Here is a 22,954-nt window from a genome sequence, read left to right as displayed (position 1 = left end):
GCTTACTTACCCGCCTTTCCGACCTTGCGGCGGATAACCTCGCCGGCGTACTTGACGCCCTTGGCCTTGTACGGGTCGGGCTTCCGCAGCTTGCGGATCTTCGCGGCGACCTCGCCGACCTTCTGCTTGTCGATGCCCTCGACGGAGAACTTCGTGGGCGTCTCGACCTTGAAGGTGATGCCTTCGGGGGCCTCGATCAGGATGGGGTGGCTGTAGCCCAGGGCGAACTCCAGATTGGAGCCCTTCGCCTGGACGCGGTAACCGACACCGCTGATCTCGAGCGCCTTGATGTATCCCTGGGTCACGCCGGTGATCATGTTCGCCACCAGCGTGCGGGACAGGCCGTGCAGGGCCTTGTTCTGACGCTCGTCGTTGGGGCGCAGCACCTGAAGGATGCCGTCCTCGCCCTTGGTGACCTCGATCGGCGCGGCAACGGTGTGCGAGAGGGTGCCCTTGGGGCCCTTCACCGCGACCGTACGGCCATCGATGGTGACGTCCACACCGGCGGGAACCTGGATGGGGAGCTTGCCGATTCGCGACATGAGCTTTTCCTCCGTTCCCGACTACCAGACGTAGGCGAGGACTTCCCCACCTACGCCCTTCTTGCCTGCCTGCTGGCCGGTCAGGAGACCGTAGGACGTGGAGATGATCGCCACGCCCAGGCCGCCGAGGACCTTCGGCAGGTTGGTGGACTTCGCGTACACGCGCAGACCCGGCTTGGAGATGCGCTTGATGCCGGCGATCGAACGCTCGCGGTTCGGGCCGAACTTCAGCTCCAGGACGAGGTTCTTGCCGACTTCGGCGTCCTCGACCTTCCAGCCGGTGATGAAGCCCTCCTGCTGGAGGATCTCCGCGATGTGCGACTTGATCTTGCTGTGCGGCATCACGACGTCGTCGTGGTATGCCGAGTTCGCGTTACGCAGACGCGTGAGCATGTCTGCGATGGGATCAGTCATGGTCATGAATTGGCCTTCGGCCTCTCTCGCCGGGGTTTCCTGTATGCGCCATCCCTCTCCCCGATCAGAGCCGGGACGGGTGCGGTGCGGGGACCTACGGCGTAGTAAGCGTCGTTGAGCGGGCTTTGCCCGCGGACGTAATGGACGGCAGGCGCCCAACCCCACAAGCCTACGGCATGTGGGGGAGGGCTCCCGCCAACCAGTTGCTTACCGAGAGCTTCGGGTAATTCCCAGAAAGGGAATTACCAGGAGCTCTTGGTCACGCCCGGCAGCTCGCCACGGTGGGCCATCTCACGAAGGCACACGCGGCACAGGCCGAACTTGCGGTAGACGGAGTGGGGACGGCCGCAGCGCTGGCAGCGGGTGTAACCGCGCACACCGAACTTCGGCTTGCGGGCGGCCTTAGCGATCAGAGCCTTCTTCGCCACGGTCAGTTCTCCTTGAACGGGAAGCCGAGGTGACGAAGGAGGGCACGACCCTCGTCGTCGTTGGTCGCCGTGGTGACCACGGTGATGTCCATGCCCCGGACCCGGTCGATCTTGTCCTGGTCGATCTCGTGGAACATGACCTGCTCCGTGAGACCGAAGGTGTAGTTGCCACGGCCGTCGAACTGCTTCGGGGACAGGCCGCGGAAGTCACGGATACGCGGCAGCGCGAGCGACAGCGTACGGTCCAGGAACTCCCACATGCGGTCACCGCGGAGGGTGACGTGGCAGCCGATCGGCTGACCCTCGCGCAGCTTGAACTGCGCGATGGACTTCCGGGCCTTGGTGACGGACGGCTTCTGCCCGGTGATCGTGGTGAGGTCGCGGATGGCGCCCTCGATCAGCTTGGAGTCGCGGGCGGCGTCGCCCACACCCATGTTGACCACGATCTTGACGAGGCCGGGGATCTGCATGACGTTCTCGAAGGAGAACTCCTCACGCAGCTTGCCGGCGATCTCCTCGCGGTAGCGCAGCTTCAGACGCGGCGCGTTGGTGGTGGCAGTCATCAGATGTCCTCACCGGTCCGCTTGGCAACGCGGATCTTGTTGCCCTCGTCGTCAAAGCGGTAGCCAACGCGGGTGACGACCTTCTTGCCGTCCTTCTCCACCACCAGCTGAACGTTGCTGATGTGGATCGGGGCCTCGGTGGTCACGATGCCACCGGTCTGCGAACCACGAGCCGTCTGACCGGCCTTGGTGTGCTTCTTGACCCGGTTGACACCCTCGACGAGAACACGGTCCTGCGTGGGGTAGGCCACAATGACCTTGCCCTGCTTGCCCTTGTCCTTACCGGTGATGACCTGAACCAGGTCGCCCTTCTTGATCTTCATGCTTACAGCACCTCCGGCGCGAGCGAGATGATCTTCATGAACTTCTTCTCGCGCAGCTCACGGCCCACCGGGCCGAAGATACGGGTGCCGCGAGGGTCGCCGTCGTTCTTCAGAATGACGGCGGCGTTCTCGTCGAAGCGGATGTACGAGCCGTCCTGGCGGCGGCGCTCCTTGACGGTGCGAACGATGACCGCCTTGATGACGTCACCCTTCTTCACGTTGCCACCGGGGATCGCGTCCTTGACGGTGGCGACGATGACGTCACCGATACCCGCGTAGCGGCGACCCGAACCACCGAGAACACGGATGCAAAGGATCTCCTTTGCACCAGTGTTGTCGGCGATACGAAGTCGCGACTCCTGCTGGATCACGTCTATCTCCTGATCGTCTGCCGGTTCCCGGTGGGGCTCCGCGAGTCACTCACGGAGCCCCACCGAGCCTGGCGGAACTATTCCGAGGGAATCCCCTCGGAGGGATTTACTTGGCCTTCTCGAGGATCTCGACGATGCGCCACCGCTTCGTGGCGGACAGCGGCCGGGTCTCCATCAGGAGGACGCGGTCGCCGATGCCGGCGGCGTTCTGCTCGTCGTGCGCCTTGAGCTTGTTCGTACGGCGGATGACCTTGCCGTACAGCGCGTGCTTCACACGGTCCTCGACAGCGACGACGACGGTCTTGTCCATCTTGTCGCTGACGACCAGGCCCTCACGGGTCTTGCGGAATCCGCGGTCGGTGTTCGTCTCGGTCACGTTGCTCTCAGTCATCAGGCGCTCTCCACCGTCTCGATGCCCAGCTCGCGCTCACGCATCAGGGTGTAGATCCGCGCGATGTCCTTGCGGACGAGCTTCAGCCGCCCGTGGTTCTCGAGCTGACCGGTCGCCGCCTGGAAGCGGAGATTGAACAGCTCTTCCTTGGCCTCGCGAAGCTTGGCGACAAGCTCCTCGCCGCCCAGCTCGCGCAGTTCGGACGCCTTGGTAACGGCCGCCATCACGACTCACCTGCCTCGCGCCGAACGATCCGGCACTTCATCGGAAGCTTGTGAGCAGCGCGGGTAAGCGCCTCACGCGCAATCTTCTCGTTCGGGTAGGACAGCTCGAACATCACCCGACCGGGCTTGACGTTCGCGATCCACCACTCGGGGGAACCCTTACCGGAACCCATGCGGGTCTCGGCAGGCTTCTTGGTGAGCGGACGGTCCGGGTAAATGTTGATCCAGACCTTGCCGCCACGCTTGATGTGACGGGTCATCGCGATACGAGCGGCCTCGATCTGGCGGTTCGTCACGTACGCGGGCGTCAGCGCCTGGATACCGTATTCGCCGAACGCAACCTGCGTGCCACCCTTGGACATTCCGCTGCGCTTCGGGTGGTGCTGCTTGCGGTGCTTGACCCTACGGGGGATCAGCATTTCGGTCAGGCCTCCGTTCCGCCGGTAGAAGAGGACGTCGCCTCAGCGGCCGGAGCAGCGGCGGCGGCGTCGGCCTTGGGGGCCTCGGCAGCCGGGCTCTGCTGCGGCTTGCGGCCACGGCCGCCACGCTCGCCACCGCGGCCACCACGGCCGGCGGGACGGTCGTTGCCACCACCACGGGCCGGACGGTTGCCGGCACGGGCCGCGGCGTTCTCGGCACGCACCTCGGCGATGTTCTTGACGTCGCCCTTGTAGATCCAGACCTTCACGCCGATACGGCCGAAGGTCGTCTTGGCCTCGAAGAAGCCGTAGTCGACGTTCGCACGGAGCGTGTGCAGGGGCACGCGGCCCTCGCGGTAGAACTCCGAGCGGGACATCTCGGCGCCGCCGAGACGGCCACCGCACTGGATCTTGATGCCCTTGGCGCCGGCCTTCATCGTCGACTGCATGCTCTTACGCATGGCGCGACGGAAGGAGACGCGGGAGGACAGCTGCTCGGCGACGGCCTGGGCCACCAGCTGAGCGTCCACCTCGGGGTTCTTGACCTCGAGGATGTTCAGCTGGACCTGCTTGCCGGTCAGCTTCTCCAGCTCGCCGCGGATACGGTCCGCCTCGGCGCCGCGGCGGCCGATGACGATGCCCGGACGTGCGGTGTGGATGTCCACGCGGACGCGGTCACGGGTGCGCTCGATCTCAACCTTCGAGATGCCGGCCCGCTCCATGCCCTTCGTCATCATGCGACGAATGGCAACGTCTTCCTTGACGTAGTCCTTGTACAGCTTGTCGGCGTACCAACGGGACTTGAAGTCCGTGGTGATACCGAGCCGGAACCCATGCGGGTTAACCTTCTGGCCCATTACCGGGTTCCTTCCTTGCTGCTGACGACCACGGTGATGTGGCTGGTCCGCTTACGGATCCGGTAGGCACGTCCCTGGGCACGCGGCCGGAACCGCTTCAGGGTCGGACCCTCGTCCACATACGCCTCGCTGATGACCAGCGAAGAGGCGTCGGAGTGGTCGTAGTTGTGCGCGGCGTTGGCAATGGCGCTGTCAAGCACCTTGCCTACCGGCACGCTCGCGGCCTGCGGGGCGAAGCGCAGGACCGCCTGAGCCTCCGTGGCATCCATGCCACGGATGAGGTCCACCACTCGGCGGGCCTTCATGGGCGTGACGCGGATGTACCGCGCCTGGGCCCTGGCTTCCATGGTTGTCCCTTCGGTGTGAGTCATAGTCAGTTCCACCCCGCGTTAGCGGCGCTTCGACTTCCGGTCGTCCTTGACGTGGCCGCGGAAGGTGCGAGTCGGCGAGAACTCGCCGAGCTTGTGGCCGACCATGGACTCGGTGACGAACACCGGGACATGGATCTTGCCGTTGTGCACCGCGATCGTGTGGCCCAGCATGGCCGGGACGATCATCGAGCGACGGGACCAGGTCTTGATGACGTTCTTGGTGCCTGCTTCGTTCTGGACGTCCACCTTCTTGATCAGGTGGTCGTCGACGAAGGGCCCCTTCTTGAGACTGCGCGGCATCTAAACCCGCTCCTAGCGCTTCTTGTTCGTCTTGCGGCGGCGGACGATGTACTTGCTGCTTGCCTTCTTCGGCGAGCGAGTACGACCCTCCTTCTGACCCCACGGGCTGACCGGGTGGCGACCACCGGAGGTCTTGCCCTCACCACCACCGTGCGGGTGGTCGACCGGGTTCATCGCGACACCGCGGACGGTCGGGCGAACGCCCTTCCAGCGCATACGGCCGGCCTTGCCCCAGTTGATGTTCGACTGCTCGGCGTTGCCGACCTCGCCGATGGTGGCGCGGCAGCGGACGTCGACCAGACGGATCTCACCGGACGGCATACGAAGGTGGGCCATGGAGCCCTCCTTCGCCAGCAGCTGCACGGAGGCACCCGCGGAGCGGGCGAACTTCGCGCCGCCGCCGGGCCGCAGCTCGATGGCGTGGATGGTCGTACCGACCGGGATGTTGCGCAGCGCCAGGTTGTTGCCGGGCTTGATGTCGGCGGCCGGACCGTTCTCGACATGAGCGCCCTGCGACAGGCCACGCGGCGCGATGATGTAGCGCTTCTCACCGTCTGCGTAGTGCAGAAGCGCGATGCGGGCGGTGCGGTTGGGGTCGTACTCGATGTGCGCGACCTTGGCCGGCACGCCGTCCTTGTCGTGACGACGGAAGTCGATCACGCGGTAGGCGCGCTTGTGGCCACCACCCTGGTGGCGAACGGTCACACGACCGGCGTTGTTACGGCCGCCCTTGCTGTGCAGCGGGCGGACCAGCGACTTCTCCGGCGTGGACCGCGTGATCTCGACAAAGTCGGCGACGCTGGAGCCACGACGGCCCGGGGTCGTCGGCTTGTACTTGCGGATACCCATTGTCTCTCAGTCCTCGGAAGAATTCCGGATCCTGGACGACTCGACCTCCGTCAGGAGGCCGGGCCGCCGAAGATGTCGATACGGTCGCCCTCAGCGAGGGTCACGATGGCGCGCTTGGTGTTCGCGCGCTTACCGAAACCGGTGCGGGTGCGCTTGCGCTTGCCCTGACGGTTGATCGTGTTCACCCCGGCGACCTTGACCGAGAAGACCGCTTCCACGGCCTGCTTGATCTGGGTCTTGTTGGCCGTGGGCGCCACGATGAACGTGTACTTGTTCTCGTCGAGCAGCGCGTAGCTCTTCTCGGAGACCACGGGCTTGACAAGAATGTCGCGCGGGTCCGTGAAGGTCTTGCTGGTGATCTCGGCCATCAGGCTTCGCTCCCCTCGTCGTCAGCGGCCTTGGAAGGGCCAGACACGAAGGACTCGAAGGCGGCCTTGGTGAAGACCACGTCGTCGGAGACGAGCACGTCATACGTGTTCAGCTGGCCCGGCGCCAGGATGTGCACCTGGGGCAGGTTGCGGGCGGACAGCCACGCGGCCTCGTCGGCCCTCTCGACGACCAGGAGCACGTTCTTGCGCTCGCTGATCTTGCCGATCAGGGTCTTCGCGGCCTTGGTGGACACCGCGTCCTCGACCAGGCCGGAAACGACGTGGATACGAGAGTGACGGGCCCGGTCGGTGAGGGCACCGCGCAGGGCGGCGGCCTTCATCTTCTTGGGGGTCCGCTGCGAGTAGTCACGCGGCTGCGGGCCGTGGACGACGCCACCGCCGGCGAACTGCGGCGCACGGGTCGAACCCTGACGGGCGCGGCCGGTGCCCTTCTGGCGGTACGGCTTCTTGCCACCACCACGGACTTCGCCGCGGGTCTTGGTCTTGTGCGTGCCCTGTCGGGCAGCGGCCAGCTGGGCGACAACGACCTGGTGGATCAGCGGGATGCTGACCTTGGCGTCGAAGATCTCCGCGGGGAGTTCGACGGTCCCGGCCTTGTCGCCTGCCGGCGAAAGGATGTCAACGGTGCTCATCAGTTACCTCAGGCCCCCTTGGCCGCGGTACGGACCAGGACGAGGCCGCCGTTCGGACCAGGAACCGCGCCCTTGATCAGGAGCAGGCCCTTCTCCGCGTCAACGGCATAAACGGTCAGGTTCTGGGTGGTGACCCGCTCGTTGCCCATGCGACCGGCCATCCGCATGCCCTTGAACACACGACCCGGGGTGGCGCAGCCACCGATGGAGCCAGGCGAGCGGTGCTTGCGCTGGGTGCCGTGACCGGCGCCGAGGCCCTTGAAGTTGTGACGCTTCATGACACCGGCGAAGCCCTTGCCCTTGCTCTTGCCCGTGACGTCAACCTTGACGCCGGACTCGAACACCTCGGCAGTGACCTCCTGGCCGAGCGTGTACTCGCTCGCGTCGGAGGTGCGGAGCTCCACCAGGTGGCGGCGCGGGGTCACGTCGGCCTTGGCGAAGTGGCCCTTGAGGGGCTTGTTCACCTTGCGAGGGTCGATCTCGCCGAAGGCGATCTGGACCGACTCGTAGCCGTCGGAGTCATTCGTACGGACCTGGGTCACAACACAGGGCCCGGCCTTGACGACGGTCACCGGGACGACACGGTTGTTCTCGTCCCAGACCTGGGTCATGCCGAGCTTCTCGCCCAGGACACCCTTGATCTGCTTTGCCATCTCTTCCGCGCCTCTCAGAGCTTGATCTCGATGTCAACGCCGGCCGGAAGGTCCAGGCGCATCAACGAGTCAACGGTCTTGGGCGTCGGGTCGAGGATGTCGATCAGGCGCTTGTGCGTGCGCATCTCGAAGTGCTCGCGCGAGTCCTTGTACTTGTGCGGCGACTTGATGACGCAGTACACGTTCTTCTCAGTGGGCAGCGGCACCGGGCCCGCGACCGACGCACCAGTACGCGTCACCGTCTCGACGATCTTCTTCGCCGAGGAGTCGATGACTTCGTGGTCGTAGGCCTTGAGCCGGATGCGGATCTTCTGTCCCGCCATGGCTGCTTCGTAGTCCTGTCTCTCGTAACGCTCTGGAACCCGGTAGGTTCGCGTCCTGCTCCGACCCACGCGGTCGGGCGTGTCGCATCCCTTTCACGAAAATCTCCCGAAGGATTTTCCCTGCCAAGGGGTACGGCCCAAGTCCGCGAGCCGGGGGCAGAACACCACCCGGGTGCCTGGTAGGGGCCCCGCTGACACTTCCCGGAAGATTCCCGTACGTCCGTCCCAGCGCTGCCCCGAAAGGCAGTTGGGACGACGAGTACTGTGGGACTCGCTTCCGGTCCTCCCGGCGGGAGGCGCGCAGCATCGGCACTCAACCGAGCAACCTGAACAGTGTGCCATAGGCCCCACGGCCCTGGCCAATCGGGCCGGAAAGAGTACCCCACGGCACGCTGCCCAAATCCTGCGGCGGTTCGGCCCCGAAATTCAGCGCTCCGACGCGTACGCCACGAACCCGGCCCACGCGCTTGGCGCGAAGCCGAGGTGGGAACGGCGGACGTCCTGGGAGTCCCGGACGAGAACGATTCCCGGGGTGGCAGCGACCTCGACGCAGTCGTTGTTGTCGCTGCCGCTGTAGCTGCTCTTGAACCACGCCGGTTCGGAACCGTTCCCGGTAGAAGCCTGGCGGGTCATATCTCCCCCAGCACTCTCACGAAGCCCGCCCACGCGCCAGGCGTGAAGCCGAGATGCGGACGGTGCACGTTCTTGGAATCGCGTACGAGGACCGCGCCAGGAGCGAACGCGACCTCGACACAGTTCGCGCCTTCATTGCTGCTGTGGCTGCTCTTGCTCCACTCCAGCGCTGCGGCGTCCCCGGCAGAGAGCTTGCGAGTCATCTGTTCAGCCCCTCGACGCGTACGCAACGAATCCGGCCCAGACGCCCGGCGCGAAGCCGAGGTGGGGACGGCGGATGTCCTTCGAGTCCCGGACGAGAACGACTCCAGGGCCGGCCGCGACCTCGACACAGTCGTTGTTGTTGCTGCCGCTGTAGCTGCTCTTGAACCACTTCAGTGCGGCAGCTTCTCTGGAAGAGAGCTTGCGAGCCATCTGTCAGCCCCTCGACGCGTGCAGCACAAACTCGGCCCACGCGCCCGGCGCGAAGCCGAGGTGCGGGCGGCGGGTGTCCTTGGAGTCCCGGACGAGAACGGCTCCGGTGGTGGTCGCGACCTCGACGCAGGCCGCGCCTTCGTTACTGCTGTAGCTGCTCTTGGTCCACTCCAGCGCGGCAGCGTCCCCGGCAGAGGGCTGGCGGGTCATGTCTCTCCCAGTACTTTCTCGATGAAGGCCAACGACTTACTTGGGGTAAGGGCTTGCGCCCGGATGATCCCATACTGCATCTCCAACGACTGCACCTCCGTCAACTCAGAGACCAGCCGCCTGTAGCTCTGGGCTTCGAGGTATCCGATCGTCCCTCCGCTCCGAAGCTTGAGCAGCTGGATCTCGCCCCCCATGCCCGCGTGATCATCAAGATCCGTCGGCATGACCTGGATCTCGACATTCCTCAACTGGCCAATTTCGAGAAGCCGTTCGAGCTGTCGTCGCTGAACCATTCTGCCGCCCAACGGCCGCCGCAGCGTCACTTCTTCCTGGACAAAACTGAAGACCGGGACGGTCGTGGACGGGTCCAAGATCGCCTGACGCGCCATGCGTGCGGCAACGTTGCGCTCCACGACCTCATCGGCGAAGAGCGGACGCCGCATGCGGAAGAGGGCGCGGGCGTACTCCTCCGTCTGGAGCAGACCGAAGATGTTGTGGTTGGCGTAGGTTCCCAGCTCAACGGCGTCGCCCTCCAGCTTGGCCAGGTGCCGCACCTTCCGCGGGTACCGCGCTTCCGCCACGTCGCGCTTCATCGCGGCGATCTTGCCGCCCGCTCCCAGGACCTCGTCCGCCCGGTCAAGGAACTCCGGCCTCGGGATGCGCTTGCCGGCCTCGACCTTGTAGACCTGGTTCTCGCCGTAGCCGATCTTCATCCCGAATTCGGCCTGGCCGAGACCCGCCGACTCCCGCCAGAGCTTGATCTGACGGCCGACCGCCGCGATCACCGCTCCGGAGTCGTCTTCCAGATCGGGTTCCCAGTCGGGTTCGTCCGCCCCGTCCACCGGGTAGTCCGTACCGCCGCCGTCCGCGCTCACCGCGTACACCTCCGACATGTTCGTCGCTCACCGCGCCCGCTCACGGAAGGTGATGGTGGACAGCCCGGACAGAACCGGGCCGCAGCAGGACAGTCACTGTCCGTACGGGCGTCGTCCCTATTCAGCCTACGCACGTCCGGCCACGCTGTGTGACGTGAACCCCAAAATCACCGACCAGCGCCCGCCGGCCCGAGCGGCGCTCCCCGCCCGTCGGTTCCGCGTCCAGTTGTCCTCCACCCGCAGAGGCGCCCGGCTCGCCCGGCTCCTCGCCGTGGAGCAGCTGCGCTCGTGGGAGATGCCGTTCGAGACGGCCGCGCACGTGATCGCGGAGCTGGCGTCGAACGCCGCGCTGCACGGACGCACGCCGGGCCGGGACTTCCGCCTCGTACTGACCTTCCCGGCGCCCGGCACGCTCCGTATCGAGGTGACGGACACCCAGGCAGACCGCCTTCCCGCCACCCGCCGAGCGGCGCCCGCCGACGGGGAGTCGGGCCGTGGCCTGATCCTCGTGGCAGCGCTGGCCGACCGCTGGGGCGTCACGACCGGACCGGCCCCCTGCAAGACGGTCTGGGCCGAGCTGGACCTCACGCCCTGACCCCAGCCCACCGGGGCCGGGAAACCCTGGCCCCGGTGGGCTGCGTGCCGGGGCTGCGAGTTCCCAGGCGGGCCGGATGCCTGCCCCGCCGCGTCTGTTGTCCACGGCTCAGGCAAGGGCGCCTGCGGGGGTGCGCGCGGTGTGGCGGAGGCGGGCGGCGTCCTGGCTGGGGGGTGCGCCGAACTGGCGGCGGTATTCCCGGCTGAACTGTGACGGGTTGTCATAGCCGACGCGGCGGCCGACTCCGGTGACATCGCCCGGGTGGGTGGCGAGCAGCAGCCGGGCCTCCTGCAGCCGGATCTGCTTCTGGAACTGGATCGGGCTCATCGCGGTCACCGCCTGGAAGTTGCGGTAGAAGGCGGAGACGCTCATGCCGGACAGCCGCGCCACGTCCTCGACCCGGAACGGCTGCGCGTAGTGCTCGCGAATCCAGCCCGCGGCCCGGGAGACGTGGCTGAGGCTGCTGTCGGCCAGGCCGAGCTGGCGAACCGTCGCGCCCTGCTCCCCGGCGATCAGGCGCCACAGGATCTCGCGCTTGACCAGCGGGGCCAGTACGGCCCGGTCGCGGGGCTCGTCAAGCAGGCGCAGCAGCCGGACCACCGCGTCCAGCAGCGCGGTCGAAGCGTCGCTGACGGCGATCCCCGACGGCGCGCCTCCGCCGACGCGGGGAGTGTCTCCAGGCCCGGCTTGTAGCAGCAGCTCGGCGACCGCGGACGGTTCCAGCAGGAGACCGAACCCCAGCGCCGGCTGATCGGGTTCGGCCTGGGTGAACTGTCCGGTGACGGGCAGGTCGACCGACGCGACCAAGTACTGCCCGGCGCGGTATTCGTACACCCGGTCGCCCAGGGCAAGGCGTTTGGCGCCCTGGGCGATGACCGCGAGCACGGTGCCGGACATCGAGGGCGCCGGCGGATCCGACCGGTCGACCTTCGAGATGAGGACGCCGTCGATCGCGGTGGTCCAGTCGGGCCGGGCATGCCGGGCCAGCAGGGTGCGGAGCTCTTCGAGGTGCATGCGTCCATTGCAGCACCATTCGACGCCTCAGCTCCTGTGACCGCGAGGATCGTGCAAGTGCGAGCGAGCATTGTTCTAACGTTTCCGCAGGTCACGGCGGTTGAATGGAATCACTCCACTCCATCACCACCGAAGAAGGCATCCATGATCGCCAACTATGGCTTCAACGCCACCCTGACCGCGAAGCCCGGAATGGGCGACCAGCTGGTCGACCTGCTGCTGACCGGGCTGAACGAGGGCAGCCCGGGCGCGAGCGCACACTGCGTCGTCTATCTCGTCTCCCGTTCCGCGTCCGACCCCGACGTCGTCCACGTCACCGAGGGCTGGACCAGCGAGGAGGACCACCACCGGATCTTCGCCGGCGAGCCCGCCCAGGCCATCGTGGCGCAGATCGGCGGACTCCTGGCCAAGGAGTCCGCGTACACCGACTACGTGCCGGTCCGCGGCAAGGCCACCTTCTGACCCGCCGATCGGCCCACGCCCCTGCCGCTGCCCCGGCCCCTGCCGAGCGGCCCCCTCCTTGCCCAACCGTCCGGCATCACCCCACGAAAGGCAGCACCATGACCACGCCACGACCCGACCTGGACCCCGAGCTGCGCGAACTGCTCGCAGACATGCCCCTCATGTCCCAGCTCAGCCCGGAAGTACTCGCGCAACTGCGCCAGCTCCCGTCGACACCCGTCGAGTCACTCCTCGCACACCGGCAGGTCGACCGGCGGGAGGTCACCGTGCCCGCCAAGGACGGTGCGCCGATCCCGCTGTCGGTCTTCAGCCCCGCGAACACCGATCGCACCACCGCCGCACCCTGCGTCTACTGGATGCACGGCGGCGGGATGGTCATGGGCGACCGCTTCTCGCAGATCGACATCCCGCTGGAGTGGCTCGACGAGTTCGGTGCGGTCGTGGTCTCCGTGGACTACCGGCTCGCTCCGGAGGCCACCGGCACCCTCCTGGTCGACGACTGTTACCAAGGACTGCTCTGGGTCGCCGACCACGCCGCCGAACTGGGCATCGATCCCGCCAGGATCGTCGTGGCGGGCGCCAGCGCGGGCGGCGGCCTCGCCGCCGGCGTCACCCTGCTGGCCCGCGACCTCGGCACGCCGGCGATTGCCGCGCAGATGCTGATCTGCCCCATGCTCGACCACCGCAACACCAGCACCTCCAGCCGCCAGTACTCCGGCGGACCCGGCGTCTGGACCCGCGAGATGAACGAGTTCGGATGGCGCTGTGTCCTCGGTGACCTCGCCGACAACGAGGTACCCGCGTACGTCTCACCCGCGCTGGCCGACGACCTCTCGGGCCTGCCGACCACCTACATCGACACCAGCTCCGCCGAAGTCTTCCGCGACGAGGACGCCGACTACGCCACCCGCGTCTGGGCGGCCGGCGGCCAGGCCGAACTACATGTCTGGGCGGGCGGCTTCCACGGGTTCGACGCGCTGTACCCGCAGGCGGCCATATCGGCCACGGCCCGCCGGACCCGCGCCGACTGGCTCGCCCGGGTCATGCCCCCGAACTCCGCCACATAGCGCCGCCGGCGCACTCACTCACCCACTGGCACGCACGACCGCACCCAGGAGGAACACCATGAAGGTCGCCATCGTCACGGGCGCCAGCTCCGGCATCGGACAGAGCGCCGCCATCGAGATCGCCAAGCGCGGAACCGGCGTCATCCTGACCTACGGCAAGAACACACAAGGAGGGCTGGCGACGGCCGCCGCCATCGAGAAGGAGGGCGGCACCGCCGTCGCACTGCCCCTGGACGTCGGCGAGACCGGCACCTTCGCGGCCTTCCGCGACACGGTGGCAGACGTCCTGCGCGACACCTGGCAGCGCGACACCTTCGACCACCTGGTCAACAACGCCGGCTTCGCGCGGACATCGCTGATCGAGGACACGACCGAGGAGACGTTCGACAGCCTGATGCGGGTCCTGCTCAAGGGACCGTACTTCCTGACGCAGAGGCTGCTGCCCCTGATGGCGGACGGCGGGGCCATCGTCAACACGAGCAGCAACTCGGCCGCGATGGCCGGCCTGGAGCCCGGCTACTCGGCCTATGCGTCGATGAAGGGCGGCCTGGATGTGCTGACCCGGTACATGGCCAAGGAATTCAGCACGCGGGGCATCCGGGTCAACGCGGTCTCACCGGGTTCGACCCGCACCCGGATCGCCGACGACGCCTTCACCCGGTTCCCCGAGGTCGTCCCGGCCCTCGCCGCGAGGACGGCGCTCGGCCGGGTCGGCGAACCCGACGACATCGGCGCGATGATCGCCACACTGGTCTCCGACGAAAGCCGCTGGGTCACCGCTCAGAACATCGAGGTATCGGGCGGATACAACCTCTAGGCGTCCTGCCCCCCGTACCTGGCCGCTTCGGTAGCACGATGGCCCCGCCGAGGAACTCGACGGGGCCTCAGCGGCACGATGAACGTCGGTCGTGCTAGTGCGGCAAGCCGGCAGGGGCCGTCGCCCAGCCGGAGTCCGGGCGGTCGCCCAGCTTGAAGGAGAGGGAGCCGCCCGTGTGCAGGAATGAGCTGTCGAGCCATGAGGCGTCGCGCCGTGCGCCGTTGACCTGGACCGCGTTCACGTACAGGTTCGCGTCGGAGGCGGCCGGCGCCGTGATCGTGATCGCGCGCCGCGTCCCCGCCGGGGCGATCACCGCGCGCGGGAACAGCGGACCGGTCAGCAGCAGGTCGGCGCGGCCGGGAGCCTGCGGATAGATGCCCAGCGCGGCGAAGACGTACCACGCCGACATGGTGCCGAGGTCGTCGTTGCCAGGAAGCCCCGCCGGCCCGGTCCCGTACACCGTGTCGACCAGCTCACGGACGGTCTCCTGCGTCTTCCAGGGCTGGCCGAGCGCGTTGTACAGCCACGGGGCGTGGATGCCCGGCTCGTTGGTGGGGTCGTAGCGCAGCGGATCGCCGCCGCGGATCGACCATGAGCCGTCGGGCTTGTGGAAGAAGGCGTCCAGCCGCGCCGCCGCCGTCGCGCGGCCGCCCATCGCCGTGGCCAGCCCCTGCACATCCTGCGGCACCATCCAGGTGTACGTCGCCGCGCTGCCCTGGGCGAAGCCGCGGTCGGAGGCGGGGTCGAAGGGGGTGACCCAGGAGCCGTCCAGGTTCCTGGCCTGGATGTAGCCCGCCCCGGCGGTGGCCTGCGGATTGAACACATTCCGCCAGTAGCCGCCCCGCGCGCTCAGCTCCTCGTACTCCCGGTCACGGCCGAGCAGCTTGGCCCACCGCGCGAGGGCGGCGTCGGCGACGGAGTCCTCCAGGGTCTCGGCGGCGCCGCCCCAGCAGTGGCAGGCGTCCTGCGCGGCGTACCGCGAGTCGAGGTACTGGGCCAGGTTGGGGCGCTGGCCCTCGCACTGGCCCGGGCAGCCCGCGTCGGAGAGCCCGGCCGGGTGCGGGACGGTGGCCTGGCGGTAGAGGGAGTCGAACGCGCCCTTGACGTCGAAGTTCCGTACCCCCATGGCGTAGAAGGTCGCCAGCGTGGCGGCCGTGGGATCGCCCGTCATCACATGGGTCGCGCCGCTGATGTGCACCCATCGGTCCCAGACCCCGCCGTTCTGCTGGGCGAAGTTGAACAGCGACTGGGCGAAGTCACCCGCGACGCGTGGTTCCAGCAGGGCGAGCAGTTGCACCTGGGCCCGGTACTGGTCCCAGCCGGAGAAGTTGCTGTACTGCGCCCCCTGCCCGCGCCCGACGCGCTGGAGCCGCCCGTCCATACCGAGGTAGCGGCCGTCGGTATCGCTGATCAGGTTGGGCTGCTGGAGCGAGTGGTAGAGGGCGGTGTAGAACGTGGTGCGCTGTGCCTCGCTGCCGCCGCTGATCCCGACGTCGCGCAGCTGCTCGTCCCAGGCCGCCCGGCCGGCCGACGCGACCTCCGCCACGCTCGCCCGGGGCGCTATCTCCTCACGGAGGTTGGCCTCGGCCCCCGCGAGGGAGACGTACGAGATGCCGACCCGCATCCGGACATCGTTGTCACGCTTCGTATCGAAGGTCACATATCCGCCGGAGCCGCGGCCGGCCCGGTCCGCTCCGGTGGCGTACCCCTCGCCTCCGTCGGCCGTGGTGGAGCCGGCGGAGAGGCGGTCGTTCTGCCAGGTGCCGACGCCGGAGAAGGCGCGGTCGAACGCGGCGGTGAAGTAGAGGCGGTAGTAGCTCTTACGGTTGTTCTCGCCGCCGTTGGCGCGGCGCCCGCAGAACGCGCCGGTCTCCACCCAGCCGGTCACCTCGCGCTTCGCCTCGTCGATCTCGACGTGCGCGTTCTCGCTGCCGTTGAGGGAGTTGGAGACCCGGAAGAGGAGGCTGGCCGGCTTGTCCTCGGGGAAGGTGAAGTCGGCGACGCCGGCGCGCTCGGTGACCGCGAGGTCGGTGGCCGCGCCCGAGTCGAGGCCCAGGCGGTAACGGCCGGGCTCGGCCTTCTCGTTGTCGTGCGAGAAGTTCGCGGCGTACTTCTCGTCCTTGGTGTCGGCGGAGGGGGACGAGTCGACCTCCCCCACGAACGGCATGATCGGCACATCACCCGCGGCCCCGGGGTGGCAGCCCGCGCCGTTGACGTGCGTGAGGCTGAACCCGCGGAGGCGGGTCGTGTCGTACGAGTAGCCGTTGGCCGCCGCGGTGTTGGTCTGGTCTCCGGCGGTGCTGGTCGGCGACCAGGCGATCATGCCGAACGGCAGATTGGCGCCGGGGTAGGTGTTGCCGCCGTTGGTGGAGCCGATGAGCGGATCCACGTACTGAACGGGATGGCGCACCTCGGCGGCGGCCGGCGCCGCGCCTGCCGCCGCGCCTGCTGCCGGGGCGCCGACGAGCGAGGCGACCAGCCCGGCCATGGCGACCGCGACTCCCCCGCCCATCAGCGCCGATCGGCTCCCGAGTCTCGCCCTCTTCCGGACCGCTTCCATCGCGAACCACGCCCTCTCCTGTGCCGATGCGCTCGTTGAGATCGCTGCGACCCTAGGAGTGTTCGCCCCTTCCCTGCCACGCACCGAGGAGCACAGTCGGTGAAGGTTGCGTGAACCGGCCCGCGTCAGCGCCCCGTTCCGCACCGTCAGAGCACGCCGCGCAGGTCCACCACCGGTGTTTCCTGGTCCGGCCCGGGTGTCAGGTACTGGTGCTGGCGGCCTTCGGCGAAGAGGTCGCGCAGATACATGCCGGGGAAGTCCAGGAGCTCGTCCCGGTCGGCCAGTGCGATGCGTACCCGGTAGGCGGTGTCGTCGGCGCGGACCAGTACGTCGCACCAGTGCGGGACCGGTGCCTCGACGCCGGTCAGGGTGACGTGTTCGCCGGCCAGCGGGTCGATCCAGGTGGCCAGGTCCTCCAGCAGCCAGGCCATGAGCATCCAGGAGGGTGCCTCGGTGGCGGGCTGCCAGTCGTACACGCGCCGGCCCTCGCGTCCCGGTACGAGCGGCTCGCCCTGCGCGTAGAGAGGCGGGCCGGGGGTGGTGTCGGTACCGGTGTCGATGAAGGCGATCTGGCGGGAGAGGACCGTGATCACGGACACGCGGTAGCCGTCCGCGCCGAGCTCGAAGGCGGCTTCGGACGCGCGGGTGAGGAACTCACTGTCGGGACTGGCCACGAGCCTCCTTCAGGAGAGCTTGCTGTACGCGCCGACGTAGCGGGAGGTCCCGGCGACCGCGGCGGGCTTCGCGCTGACGGCTGCCTTCACATCCGCGGCACGGACGGAATGCGCGAAGGGCCGGTAGGCGCCTACGTACCTCTCGGGGCCCGCGGCCGCGACGGAACGGCTGTTGGCCTTGGACAGAGCCGTGGTGACCCAGTTCGGGCACCGGGTGATACCCACGCAGTACTGGGTGATCACACCCTTGTCGTGGTTGTCGCGGAGCTTCTTCTCGTTGACCGTCAGGAGGACCTTGTACTGCTTGACGAGCTTGCAAACGCCCCTGCTGCACGTGTACTTACCCGCGTAACCCGTCTCGCGGTACGACTGGCCACCGATGTGCTCGCGCGTGGGCGACTTCGCGATGAACTCGACAGCCGAGTACTTCGTGATGTTGTGCTTGTTCTTGACCTTGGTCCAGCCGAAGCCCTTGTCGGTGGACGCGTGGTAGTAACCGAGCCGCAGCGAAGCCTGTCCGGGGCCCCGGTAGTCCAGATGCTTGAGGATCTTGTACGCCGGATCTGCCACCGGCCGGGCCTCGCCACTGGACGAGACGGTGGTGGTCGAGGCGGTGGTGGACGAGGCGGTGGACCAGGCAGTAGTCGAGGCGGTGGCCGGGCCCCCGAGGGCTCCCAGCGTGGCCGTGGCCGCGAACGCGGCTCCGGCGATCAGCATGCGGTTCATTCGAGCTGTCCCCTTCGTGAACCATGCGCACCGGTCGAGCGCGCCGGAACACTACGTTACGCATCGAGCACTCTCCGTATCAATCGACTTTCGCTCGCGGTGTGTTGGGACTTCAGTTCGGCCATGAACCCACACGAACCCCCGCGAACCCCTGAGAACGCACGACAGGGGCCCCGCACCACCGTCCTTGCGGACGTGGTGCGGGGCCCCTGCTGGATGCTCCGAGGAGCTACCAGGTCAGATCAGAATCTGATCAGATCAGATCAGATCAGCAATTACTTGTTGATCTTGGTGACCTGGCCGGCGCCGACGGTCCGGCCACCCTCACGGATGGCGAACTTGAGGCCCTCCTCCATGGCGATGGGCTGGATCAGCTCGACCGTCATGACGGTGTTGTCGCCCGGCATGACCATCTCGGTGCCCTCGGGGAGGGTCACCACGCCGGTCACGTCCGTGGTACGGAAGTAGAACTGCGGGCGGTAGTTGTTGAAGAACGGGGTGTGACGGCCACCCTCGTCCTTCGACAGGATGTACGACTGGGCCTCGAAGCTGGTGTGCGGCGTGACCGAACCCGGCTTGATGATGACCTGGCCGCGCTCGACGTCCTCGCGCTTGATGCCACGGAGGAGCAGACCGACGTTCTCGCCCGCCTGGCCCTCGTCGAGCAGCTTGCGGAACATCTCGATGCCGGTGACCGTGGTGGTGGTCTTCTCGGTCTTGATACCGACGATGTCGACGGTCTCGTTGACCTTGAGGATGCCACGCTCGATACGACCGGTGACGACGGTGCCACGACCGGTGATCGTGAAGACGTCCTCGATCGGCATCAGGAACGGCTTGTCGACATCACGCTCGGGCTGCGGGATCGACTCGTCGACGGCCTTCATCAGGTCGAGAACGGTCTTGCCCCACTCGGCGTCGCCCTCGAGCGCCTTGAGCGCCGAGACCTTGACGACCGGCAGGTCGTCGCCCGGGAACTCGTACTCGGAGAGCAGCTCACGAACCTCGAGCTCGACGAGCTCAAGGATCTCCTCGTCGTCCACCATGTCGGCCTTGTTCAGGGCGACAACGATGTACGGCACGCCGACCTGGCGGGCCAGGAGCACGTGCTCCTTGGTCTGCGGCATCGGGCCGTCGGTGGCCGCGACCACGAGGATGGCGCCGTCCATCTGCGCCGCACCCGTGATCATGTTCTTGATGTAGTCCGCGTGACCGGGGCAGTCGACGTGCGCGTAGTGACGCGACGCCGTCTGGTACTCGACGTGCGCGATGGAGATGGTGATACCGCGCTGGCGCTCCTCAGGAGCCTTGTCGATCTGGTCGAAGGCCGAGGCCTCGTTCAGGTCCGGGTACGCGTCATGCAGCACCTTGGTAATGGCGGCCGTGAGGGTCGTCTTACCGTGGTCGATGTGACCGATGGTGCCGATGTTGACGTGCGGCTTAGTCCGCTCGAACTTCGCCTTCGCCACTGGGGTCCTCCTGGAGTGGTTCTGTACGCCTTACTCATCGGCGCCAGGTGATCTTTGCTGGGATGCCGGGGCCCGGGGCATTCCCGCCGCGATACGGCGGGAATGCCCCAGGGCTTGCCGGTGACAAGCCTAAAGCGTGGACTCGGAAGAGTTACTCGCCCTTGGCCTTCGCGATGATCTCCTCGGCGACGTTCCGGGGAACCTCGGCGTAGGAGTCGAACTGCATCGAGTAGCTTGCGCGACCCGAGGTCTTGCTTCGGAGGTCCCCGACGTAGCCGAACATCTCCGAAAGCGGCACCAGGCCCTTGACGACCCGGGCGCCGGCCCGCTCCTCCATGGCCTGAATCTGGCCACGGCGGGAGTTGATGTCACCGATGACGTCGCCCATGTAGTCCTCGGGCGTGGTGACCTCAACGGCCATCATCGGCTCGAGGAGCACGGGAGACGCCCTGCGGGCGCCTTCCTTGAACGCCTGCGAACCGGCGATCTTGAACGCGAGCTCGGAGGAGTCGACCTCGTGGTACCCGCCGTCGAGAAGCGTGATGCGCACGCCGGTCATCTCGTAACCGGCCAGGATGCCGAACTGCATGGCTTCCTGCGCACCGGCGTCGACCGAAGGGATGTACTCCTTCGGGATACGGCCACCGGTGACCTTGTTCACGAACTCGTACGAGGCGTCGCCGCCCTCGATGGGCTCGATCATGATCTGCACCTTGGCGAACTGCCCGGTGCCACCGGTCTGCTTCTTGTGGACGTAGTCCACCCGCTCGACGGTCTTACGAATCGTCTCACGGTAAGCGACCTGCGGCTTGCCGACGTTCGCCTCGACGCGGAACTCACGCCTCATGCGGTCGACCAGCACCTCGAGGTGAAGCTCGCCCATACCGCCGATGACGGTCTGGCCGGTCTCCTCGTTGGTGTGCACCTGGAAGGAGGGGTCCTCCTCCGCGAGACGCTGGATGGCAACACCCAGCTTCTCCTGGTCACCCTTGGACTTGGGCTCGATCGCGACCTCGATGACCGGCGCCGGGAAGTCCATGGACTCCAGGATCACCGGGTTCTTCTCGTCGCACAGCGTCTCACCGGTGGTGGTCTGCTTCAGGCCCATCACGGCGACGATGTCGCCGGCGCCCACCGCCTCGATCTCCTCACGCTTGTTCGCGTGCATACGGTAGATCTTGCCGATGCGCTCCTTGCGGCCCTTCACGGAGTTCAGCACCGCGGTGCCGGACTCCAGACGGCCGGAGTACACCCGGACGAAGGTGAGCTTGCCGAGGTGCGGGTCGCTCATGATCTTGAACGCCAGCGCCGACAGCGGCTCGTCGAAGGACGGCTTGCGCGTGATGACCTTCTCCGGGTCCTTCACGTCGTGGCCGTTGATGCCCTCGACGTCCAGGGGAGACGGCAGGTAACGCACGACCGCGTCGAGCAGGGGCTGTACGCCCTTGTTCTTGAACGCGGTACCGCAGAACACCGGGGTGACGGTGACGCCGTCGGACTTGCCCGACGCGATGGTGATACGGCGGATCGCCGCGTACAGCTGCTCCACGGTGGGCTCGACGCCCTCCAGGTACAGCTCCATCAGCTCGTCATCGTTCTCGGAGACGACCTCGAGCAGCTTGCCGCGCCACTCCTCGGCCGCCTCGACGTGCGTGGCCGGGATGTCGACAACGTCGTACATCTCGCCCTTGGCCGCCTCGGCGGACCAGACAAAGGCCTTCATCGTCACGAGGTCGACGACGCCCTTGAAGTCCATCTCGGCACCGATCGGAAGCTGCATGACGATCGGAACCGCACCGAGGCGGTCCGAGATCATGTCGACGCAGCGGTGGAACTCCGCGCCGGTCCGGTCGAGCTTGTTGACGAAGCAGATGCGGGGCACGCCGTAACGGTCGGCCTGCCGCCATACGGTCTCGGACTGCGGCTCCACACCGGCGACACCGTCGAACACGGTGACGGCACCGTCGAGGACGCGGAGCGAACGCTCCACCTCGACCGTGAAGTCCACGTGACCCGGGGTGTCGATGATGTTGATGGTGTGGTCGACGTCCTCGAGCGGCCAGTGACAGGTCGTCGCGGCGGACGTGATCGTGATGCCGCGCTCCTGCTCCTGCTCCATCCAGTCCATCGTGGCTGCGCCGTCGTGGACCTCACCGATCTTGTAGCTCACACCGGTGTAGAACAGGATGCGCTCGGTGGTCGTCGTCTTGCCCGCGTCGATGTGGGCCATGATCCCGATGTTGCGGACCTTGGCCAGGTCAAGCGAAGTGGTGGCCATAAGGCTCAATCTTCTCTCGGTCTCGATGTGGGTAGCGACTACCAGCGGTAGTGCGCGAAGGCCTTGTTGGACTCGGCCATCTTGTGCGTGTCCTCACGCTTCTTGACCGAGGCGCCGAGACCGTTGGAGGCGTCGAGCAGCTCGTTCATGAGGCGTTCGGTCATCGTCTTCTCGCGACGGGCGCGGGAGTAACCCACGACCCAGCGCAGGGCGAGGGTGGCGGCGCGACCGGGCTTGACCTCGATCGGCACCTGGTAGGTGGCGCCACCGACACGGCGGGACTTGACCTCAAGCGTGGGCTTGACGTTCTCAAGCGCGCGCTTCAGCGTGATGACCGGGTCGTTGCCGGTCTTCTCGCGGAGGCCTTCCATGGCGCCGTACACGATCCGCTCGGCGGTGGAACGCTTGCCGTTGAGCAGAAGCTTGTTGATCAGCGAGGTGACAAGAGGAGAACCGTAGACCGGGTCGATGATGACCGGGCGCTTCGGGGCGGGGCCCTTACGAGGCATTCTTACTTCTCCTTCTTGGCGCCGTAGCGGCTGCGGGCCTGCTTGCGGTTCTTGACACCCTGGGTGTCAAGGGAGCCGCGGATGATCTTGTAACGAACACCCGGCAGGTCCTTCACACGGCCACCACGCACGAGCACGATCGAGTGCTCCTGCAGGTTGTGTCCCTCACCCGGAATGTAGGCCGTGACCTCGATGCCGGAGGTCAGACGCACACGCGCGACCTTACGGAGCGCCGAGTTCGGCTTCTTCGGGGTGGTCGTGAAGACGCGCGTGCAGACGCCGCGGCGCTGAGGAGAACCCTCGAGCGCGGGCGTCTTGTTCTTCTCGACCTTGTCCTGCCGGCCCTTCCGGACCAGCTGCTGGATCGTAGGCACTACTTCTCCGGTTTCTGTGTGCCGTTAGTGAAACTAACCTGGAACACCTCCGACCCACGCGGTCGGGTGTGTCGAATGCTGCATGACCCCGCCGGAAGCGAAGAAGGCGCAGATCACGGTGGCCCGTACTCAAGCTCGCGTGCGGTTGCAGACACGCACAGGAGCCCAGGCACACCCCAGGCACAAGGTCTGAGCGTACCTACCTCATCGACTCCGGTCAAAACAAAT

At 67.0% G+C, this 22,954-nt stretch carries 34 protein-coding genes; 4 read left to right on the top strand and 30 right to left on the bottom strand.

Going from position 1 to position 22,954, the window contains the following annotated elements; genetic code table 11:
• Positions 1–2: 2 nt before the first annotated feature.
• The 22 genes from rplF to ACZ6MZ_RS20315 all read right to left on the bottom strand — a co-directional run bounded on the left by rplF (position 3) and on the right by ACZ6MZ_RS20315 (position 10,181).
• A complete protein-coding gene (gene rplF, locus ACZ6MZ_RS20420; protein ID WP_384188872.1) occupies positions 3–542 on the bottom strand; it encodes a 50S ribosomal protein L6 in 540 nt (179 codons plus the stop codon).
• Between the two features lie 21 nt (positions 543–563).
• Positions 564–962 carry a 30S ribosomal protein S8 gene (rpsH, locus tag ACZ6MZ_RS20415; protein ID WP_384188874.1) on the bottom strand — a complete coding sequence of 133 codons (399 nt, stop codon included), beginning with the start codon at positions 960–962 and terminating at the stop codon, positions 564–566.
• Positions 963–1,198: 236 nt separating this feature from the next.
• Positions 1,199–1,384: a type Z 30S ribosomal protein S14 gene (locus ACZ6MZ_RS20410; protein ID WP_003948630.1), complete on the bottom strand. Its 186-nt coding sequence runs from the start codon at positions 1,382–1,384 to the stop codon at positions 1,199–1,201.
• A gap of 2 nt (positions 1,385–1,386) precedes the next feature.
• Complete coding sequence (gene rplE, locus ACZ6MZ_RS20405) at positions 1,387–1,947, bottom strand: 50S ribosomal protein L5 (RefSeq protein WP_384188876.1); 561 nt, start codon at positions 1,945–1,947, stop codon at positions 1,387–1,389.
• A complete protein-coding gene (gene rplX / locus ACZ6MZ_RS20400; RefSeq protein WP_030351442.1) occupies positions 1,947–2,270 on the bottom strand; it encodes a 50S ribosomal protein L24 in 324 nt (107 codons plus the stop codon). The genes rplE and rplX overlap by 1 nt, the downstream gene beginning before the upstream one ends.
• A 2-nt stretch (positions 2,271–2,272) precedes the next feature.
• The gene (rplN, locus tag ACZ6MZ_RS20395) at positions 2,273–2,641 is read right to left on the bottom strand and encodes a 50S ribosomal protein L14 (RefSeq protein WP_384188878.1); all 369 of its coding nucleotides are present in this window, start codon (positions 2,639–2,641) and stop codon (positions 2,273–2,275) included.
• Between the two features lie 106 nt (positions 2,642–2,747).
• The gene (rpsQ, locus tag ACZ6MZ_RS20390; RefSeq protein ID WP_383042246.1) at positions 2,748–3,032 is read right to left on the bottom strand and encodes a 30S ribosomal protein S17; all 285 of its coding nucleotides are present in this window, start codon (positions 3,030–3,032) and stop codon (positions 2,748–2,750) included.
• Entirely contained in the window at positions 3,032–3,256 is a 225-nt protein-coding gene (gene rpmC, locus ACZ6MZ_RS20385; RefSeq protein WP_078075545.1) for a 50S ribosomal protein L29, read from the bottom strand. Before rpmC ends, rpsQ begins: the two co-directional genes overlap by 1 nt.
• Positions 3,256–3,675, bottom strand: a complete 420-nt coding sequence (gene rplP / locus ACZ6MZ_RS20380) for a 50S ribosomal protein L16 (RefSeq protein WP_014047785.1) — start codon at positions 3,673–3,675, stop codon at positions 3,256–3,258. The genes rpmC and rplP overlap by 1 nt, the downstream gene beginning before the upstream one ends.
• Positions 3,676–3,680: 5 nt before the next feature.
• A complete protein-coding gene (gene rpsC, locus ACZ6MZ_RS20375; protein ID WP_319680015.1) occupies positions 3,681–4,532 on the bottom strand; it encodes a 30S ribosomal protein S3 in 852 nt (283 codons plus the stop codon).
• Entirely contained in the window at positions 4,532–4,879 is a 348-nt protein-coding gene (gene rplV / locus ACZ6MZ_RS20370; protein ID WP_016645177.1) for a 50S ribosomal protein L22, read from the bottom strand. Before rplV ends, rpsC begins: the two co-directional genes overlap by 1 nt.
• Before the next feature lie 42 nt (positions 4,880–4,921).
• Positions 4,922–5,203: a 30S ribosomal protein S19 gene (gene rpsS, locus ACZ6MZ_RS20365; protein WP_030351437.1), complete on the bottom strand. Its 282-nt coding sequence runs from the start codon at positions 5,201–5,203 to the stop codon at positions 4,922–4,924.
• 12 nt (positions 5,204–5,215) lie between these two features.
• Positions 5,216–6,052 (bottom strand): 50S ribosomal protein L2, encoded by an 837-nt coding sequence (gene rplB, locus ACZ6MZ_RS20360; RefSeq protein ID WP_384188880.1) that lies wholly within the window; start codon positions 6,050–6,052, stop codon positions 5,216–5,218.
• A 50-nt stretch (positions 6,053–6,102) separates the two neighbouring features.
• A complete protein-coding gene (rplW, locus tag ACZ6MZ_RS20355) occupies positions 6,103–6,420 on the bottom strand; it encodes a 50S ribosomal protein L23 (RefSeq protein WP_384188882.1) in 318 nt (105 codons plus the stop codon).
• Complete coding sequence (gene rplD, locus ACZ6MZ_RS20350) at positions 6,420–7,073, bottom strand: 50S ribosomal protein L4 (RefSeq protein ID WP_384188883.1); 654 nt, start codon at positions 7,071–7,073, stop codon at positions 6,420–6,422. The genes rplW and rplD overlap by 1 nt, the downstream gene beginning before the upstream one ends.
• 8 nt (positions 7,074–7,081) lie before the next feature.
• The gene (gene rplC / locus ACZ6MZ_RS20345) at positions 7,082–7,726 is read right to left on the bottom strand and encodes a 50S ribosomal protein L3 (RefSeq protein WP_384188885.1); all 645 of its coding nucleotides are present in this window, start codon (positions 7,724–7,726) and stop codon (positions 7,082–7,084) included.
• 14 nt (positions 7,727–7,740) lie between these two features.
• On the bottom strand, positions 7,741–8,049 hold the full coding sequence (gene rpsJ, locus ACZ6MZ_RS20340; RefSeq protein WP_003948644.1) for a 30S ribosomal protein S10: 309 nt from the start codon (positions 8,047–8,049) through the stop codon (positions 7,741–7,743).
• 426 nt (positions 8,050–8,475) lie between these two features.
• Positions 8,476–8,682 carry a DUF397 domain-containing protein gene (locus tag ACZ6MZ_RS20335; protein ID WP_469353394.1) on the bottom strand — a complete coding sequence of 69 codons (207 nt, stop codon included), beginning with the start codon at positions 8,680–8,682 and terminating at the stop codon, positions 8,476–8,478.
• Positions 8,679–8,885 (bottom strand): DUF397 domain-containing protein, encoded by a 207-nt coding sequence (locus tag ACZ6MZ_RS20330; protein WP_469353393.1) that lies wholly within the window; start codon positions 8,883–8,885, stop codon positions 8,679–8,681. The genes ACZ6MZ_RS20335 and ACZ6MZ_RS20330 overlap by 4 nt, the downstream gene beginning before the upstream one ends.
• A gap of 4 nt (positions 8,886–8,889) precedes the next feature.
• The gene (locus ACZ6MZ_RS20325; protein ID WP_469353391.1) at positions 8,890–9,096 is read right to left on the bottom strand and encodes a DUF397 domain-containing protein; all 207 of its coding nucleotides are present in this window, start codon (positions 9,094–9,096) and stop codon (positions 8,890–8,892) included.
• 3 nt (positions 9,097–9,099) lie between these two features.
• A complete protein-coding gene (locus tag ACZ6MZ_RS20320; protein ID WP_469353389.1) occupies positions 9,100–9,306 on the bottom strand; it encodes a DUF397 domain-containing protein in 207 nt (68 codons plus the stop codon).
• On the bottom strand, positions 9,303–10,181 hold the full coding sequence (locus ACZ6MZ_RS20315; protein WP_469353388.1) for a helix-turn-helix domain-containing protein: 879 nt from the start codon (positions 10,179–10,181) through the stop codon (positions 9,303–9,305). The genes ACZ6MZ_RS20320 and ACZ6MZ_RS20315 overlap by 4 nt, the downstream gene beginning before the upstream one ends.
• 154 nt (positions 10,182–10,335) lie before the next feature.
• On the opposite strand from ACZ6MZ_RS20315, the gene ACZ6MZ_RS20310 reads away from it, so the two are divergent.
• Entirely contained in the window at positions 10,336–10,776 is a 441-nt protein-coding gene (locus ACZ6MZ_RS20310; protein WP_469353386.1) for an ATP-binding protein, read from the top strand.
• Positions 10,777–10,884: 108 nt separating this feature from the next.
• Here the strand turns inward: ACZ6MZ_RS20310 and ACZ6MZ_RS20305 are convergent, their stop codons facing one another.
• Positions 10,885–11,790, bottom strand: coding sequence for an AraC family transcriptional regulator (locus tag ACZ6MZ_RS20305; RefSeq protein ID WP_469353384.1), 906 nt, complete (start codon positions 11,788–11,790; stop codon positions 10,885–10,887).
• A 144-nt stretch (positions 11,791–11,934) separates the two neighbouring features.
• Between ACZ6MZ_RS20305 and ACZ6MZ_RS20300 the strand changes: the two genes are divergently transcribed.
• From ACZ6MZ_RS20300 to ACZ6MZ_RS20290, 3 genes are all read left to right on the top strand, one after another.
• The gene (locus tag ACZ6MZ_RS20300; protein ID WP_383914445.1) at positions 11,935–12,252 is read left to right on the top strand and encodes a putative quinol monooxygenase; all 318 of its coding nucleotides are present in this window, start codon (positions 11,935–11,937) and stop codon (positions 12,250–12,252) included.
• Positions 12,253–12,350: 98 nt separating this feature from the next.
• On the top strand, positions 12,351–13,319 hold the full coding sequence (locus tag ACZ6MZ_RS20295) for an alpha/beta hydrolase (protein ID WP_469353382.1): 969 nt from the start codon (positions 12,351–12,353) through the stop codon (positions 13,317–13,319).
• Positions 13,320–13,377: 58 nt separating this feature from the next.
• Entirely contained in the window at positions 13,378–14,136 is a 759-nt protein-coding gene (locus ACZ6MZ_RS20290) for an SDR family NAD(P)-dependent oxidoreductase (protein ID WP_384336250.1), read from the top strand.
• 94 nt (positions 14,137–14,230) lie between these two features.
• On the opposite strand, the gene ACZ6MZ_RS20285 is transcribed toward ACZ6MZ_RS20290, so the two are convergent.
• The 7 genes from ACZ6MZ_RS20285 to rpsL all read right to left on the bottom strand — a co-directional run bounded on the left by ACZ6MZ_RS20285 (position 14,231) and on the right by rpsL (position 22,726).
• On the bottom strand, positions 14,231–16,648 hold the full coding sequence (locus tag ACZ6MZ_RS20285; protein ID WP_469353381.1) for a GH92 family glycosyl hydrolase: 2,418 nt from the start codon (positions 16,646–16,648) through the stop codon (positions 14,231–14,233).
• Between the two features lie 194 nt (positions 16,649–16,842).
• The gene (locus ACZ6MZ_RS20280) at positions 16,843–17,370 is read right to left on the bottom strand and encodes a hypothetical protein (protein WP_469353379.1); all 528 of its coding nucleotides are present in this window, start codon (positions 17,368–17,370) and stop codon (positions 16,843–16,845) included.
• Positions 17,371–17,379: 9 nt separating this feature from the next.
• Positions 17,380–18,096 (bottom strand): hypothetical protein, encoded by a 717-nt coding sequence (locus ACZ6MZ_RS20275; RefSeq protein ID WP_469353377.1) that lies wholly within the window; start codon positions 18,094–18,096, stop codon positions 17,380–17,382.
• 275 nt (positions 18,097–18,371) lie between these two features.
• On the bottom strand, positions 18,372–19,565 hold the full coding sequence (gene tuf / locus ACZ6MZ_RS20270) for an elongation factor Tu (RefSeq protein WP_389788499.1): 1,194 nt from the start codon (positions 19,563–19,565) through the stop codon (positions 18,372–18,374).
• A gap of 151 nt (positions 19,566–19,716) precedes the next feature.
• Positions 19,717–21,843 carry an elongation factor G gene (gene fusA, locus ACZ6MZ_RS20265; protein ID WP_384190632.1) on the bottom strand — a complete coding sequence of 709 codons (2,127 nt, stop codon included), beginning with the start codon at positions 21,841–21,843 and terminating at the stop codon, positions 19,717–19,719.
• A gap of 38 nt (positions 21,844–21,881) precedes the next feature.
• On the bottom strand, positions 21,882–22,352 hold the full coding sequence (gene rpsG / locus ACZ6MZ_RS20260; RefSeq protein WP_030351427.1) for a 30S ribosomal protein S7: 471 nt from the start codon (positions 22,350–22,352) through the stop codon (positions 21,882–21,884).
• A gap of 2 nt (positions 22,353–22,354) precedes the next feature.
• The gene (gene rpsL, locus ACZ6MZ_RS20255; RefSeq protein ID WP_003948652.1) at positions 22,355–22,726 is read right to left on the bottom strand and encodes a 30S ribosomal protein S12; all 372 of its coding nucleotides are present in this window, start codon (positions 22,724–22,726) and stop codon (positions 22,355–22,357) included.
• Between the last annotated feature and the right edge of the window lie 228 nt (positions 22,727–22,954).

The organism is Streptomyces sp. NPDC042201 (genome assembly GCF_055582185.1).
This window is presented reverse-complemented; position numbering and strand designations above follow the sequence as displayed.

Bases quoted from the DNA above. Each gene is read 5' to 3' on its own strand.
- rplF (WP_384188872.1), bottom strand. From the start codon at position 542: ATGTCGCGAATCGGCAAGCTCCCCATCCAGGTTCCCGCCGGTGTGGAC.
- rpsH (WP_384188874.1), bottom strand. From the start codon at position 962: ATGACCATGACTGATCCCATCGCAGACATGCTCACGCGTCTGCGTAAC.
- rplE (WP_384188876.1), bottom strand. From the start codon at position 1,947: ATGACTGCCACCACCAACGCGCCGCGTCTGAAGCTGCGCTACCGCGAG.
- rplX (WP_030351442.1), bottom strand. From the start codon at position 2,270: ATGAAGATCAAGAAGGGCGACCTGGTTCAGGTCATCACCGGTAAGGAC.
- rpsQ (WP_383042246.1), bottom strand. From the start codon at position 3,032: ATGACTGAGAGCAACGTGACCGAGACGAACACCGACCGCGGATTCCGC.
- rpmC (WP_078075545.1), bottom strand. From the start codon at position 3,256: ATGGCGGCCGTTACCAAGGCGTCCGAACTGCGCGAGCTGGGCGGCGAG.
- rplP (WP_014047785.1), bottom strand. From the start codon at position 3,675: ATGCTGATCCCCCGTAGGGTCAAGCACCGCAAGCAGCACCACCCGAAG.
- rpsC (WP_319680015.1), bottom strand. From the start codon at position 4,532: ATGGGCCAGAAGGTTAACCCGCATGGGTTCCGGCTCGGTATCACCACG.
- rplV (WP_016645177.1), bottom strand. From the start codon at position 4,879: ATGGAAGCCAGGGCCCAGGCGCGGTACATCCGCGTCACGCCCATGAAG.
- rpsS (WP_030351437.1), bottom strand. From the start codon at position 5,203: ATGCCGCGCAGTCTCAAGAAGGGGCCCTTCGTCGACGACCACCTGATC.
- rplB (WP_384188880.1), bottom strand. From the start codon at position 6,052: ATGGGTATCCGCAAGTACAAGCCGACGACCCCGGGCCGTCGTGGCTCC.
- rplW (WP_384188882.1), bottom strand. From the start codon at position 6,420: ATGGCCGAGATCACCAGCAAGACCTTCACGGACCCGCGCGACATTCTT.
- rplD (WP_384188883.1), bottom strand. From the start codon at position 7,073: ATGAGCACCGTTGACATCCTTTCGCCGGCAGGCGACAAGGCCGGGACC.
- rplC (WP_384188885.1), bottom strand. From the start codon at position 7,726: ATGGCAAAGCAGATCAAGGGTGTCCTGGGCGAGAAGCTCGGCATGACC.
- rpsJ (WP_003948644.1), bottom strand. From the start codon at position 8,049: ATGGCGGGACAGAAGATCCGCATCCGGCTCAAGGCCTACGACCACGAA.
- ACZ6MZ_RS20335 (WP_469353394.1), bottom strand. From the start codon at position 8,682: ATGACCCGCCAGGCTTCTACCGGGAACGGTTCCGAACCGGCGTGGTTC.
- ACZ6MZ_RS20330 (WP_469353393.1), bottom strand. From the start codon at position 8,885: ATGACTCGCAAGCTCTCTGCCGGGGACGCCGCAGCGCTGGAGTGGAGC.
- ACZ6MZ_RS20325 (WP_469353391.1), bottom strand. From the start codon at position 9,096: ATGGCTCGCAAGCTCTCTTCCAGAGAAGCTGCCGCACTGAAGTGGTTC.
- ACZ6MZ_RS20320 (WP_469353389.1), bottom strand. From the start codon at position 9,306: ATGACCCGCCAGCCCTCTGCCGGGGACGCTGCCGCGCTGGAGTGGACC.
- ACZ6MZ_RS20305 (WP_469353384.1), bottom strand. From the start codon at position 11,790: ATGCACCTCGAAGAGCTCCGCACCCTGCTGGCCCGGCATGCCCGGCCC.
- ACZ6MZ_RS20300 (WP_383914445.1), top strand. From the start codon at position 11,935: ATGATCGCCAACTATGGCTTCAACGCCACCCTGACCGCGAAGCCCGGA.
- ACZ6MZ_RS20295 (WP_469353382.1), top strand. From the start codon at position 12,351: ATGACCACGCCACGACCCGACCTGGACCCCGAGCTGCGCGAACTGCTC.
- ACZ6MZ_RS20290 (WP_384336250.1), top strand. From the start codon at position 13,378: ATGAAGGTCGCCATCGTCACGGGCGCCAGCTCCGGCATCGGACAGAGC.
- ACZ6MZ_RS20285 (WP_469353381.1), bottom strand. From the start codon at position 16,648: ATGGGCGGGGGAGTCGCGGTCGCCATGGCCGGGCTGGTCGCCTCGCTC.
- ACZ6MZ_RS20275 (WP_469353377.1), bottom strand. From the start codon at position 18,096: ATGAACCGCATGCTGATCGCCGGAGCCGCGTTCGCGGCCACGGCCACG.
- fusA (WP_384190632.1), bottom strand. From the start codon at position 21,843: ATGGCCACCACTTCGCTTGACCTGGCCAAGGTCCGCAACATCGGGATC.
- rpsG (WP_030351427.1), bottom strand. From the start codon at position 22,352: ATGCCTCGTAAGGGCCCCGCCCCGAAGCGCCCGGTCATCATCGACCCG.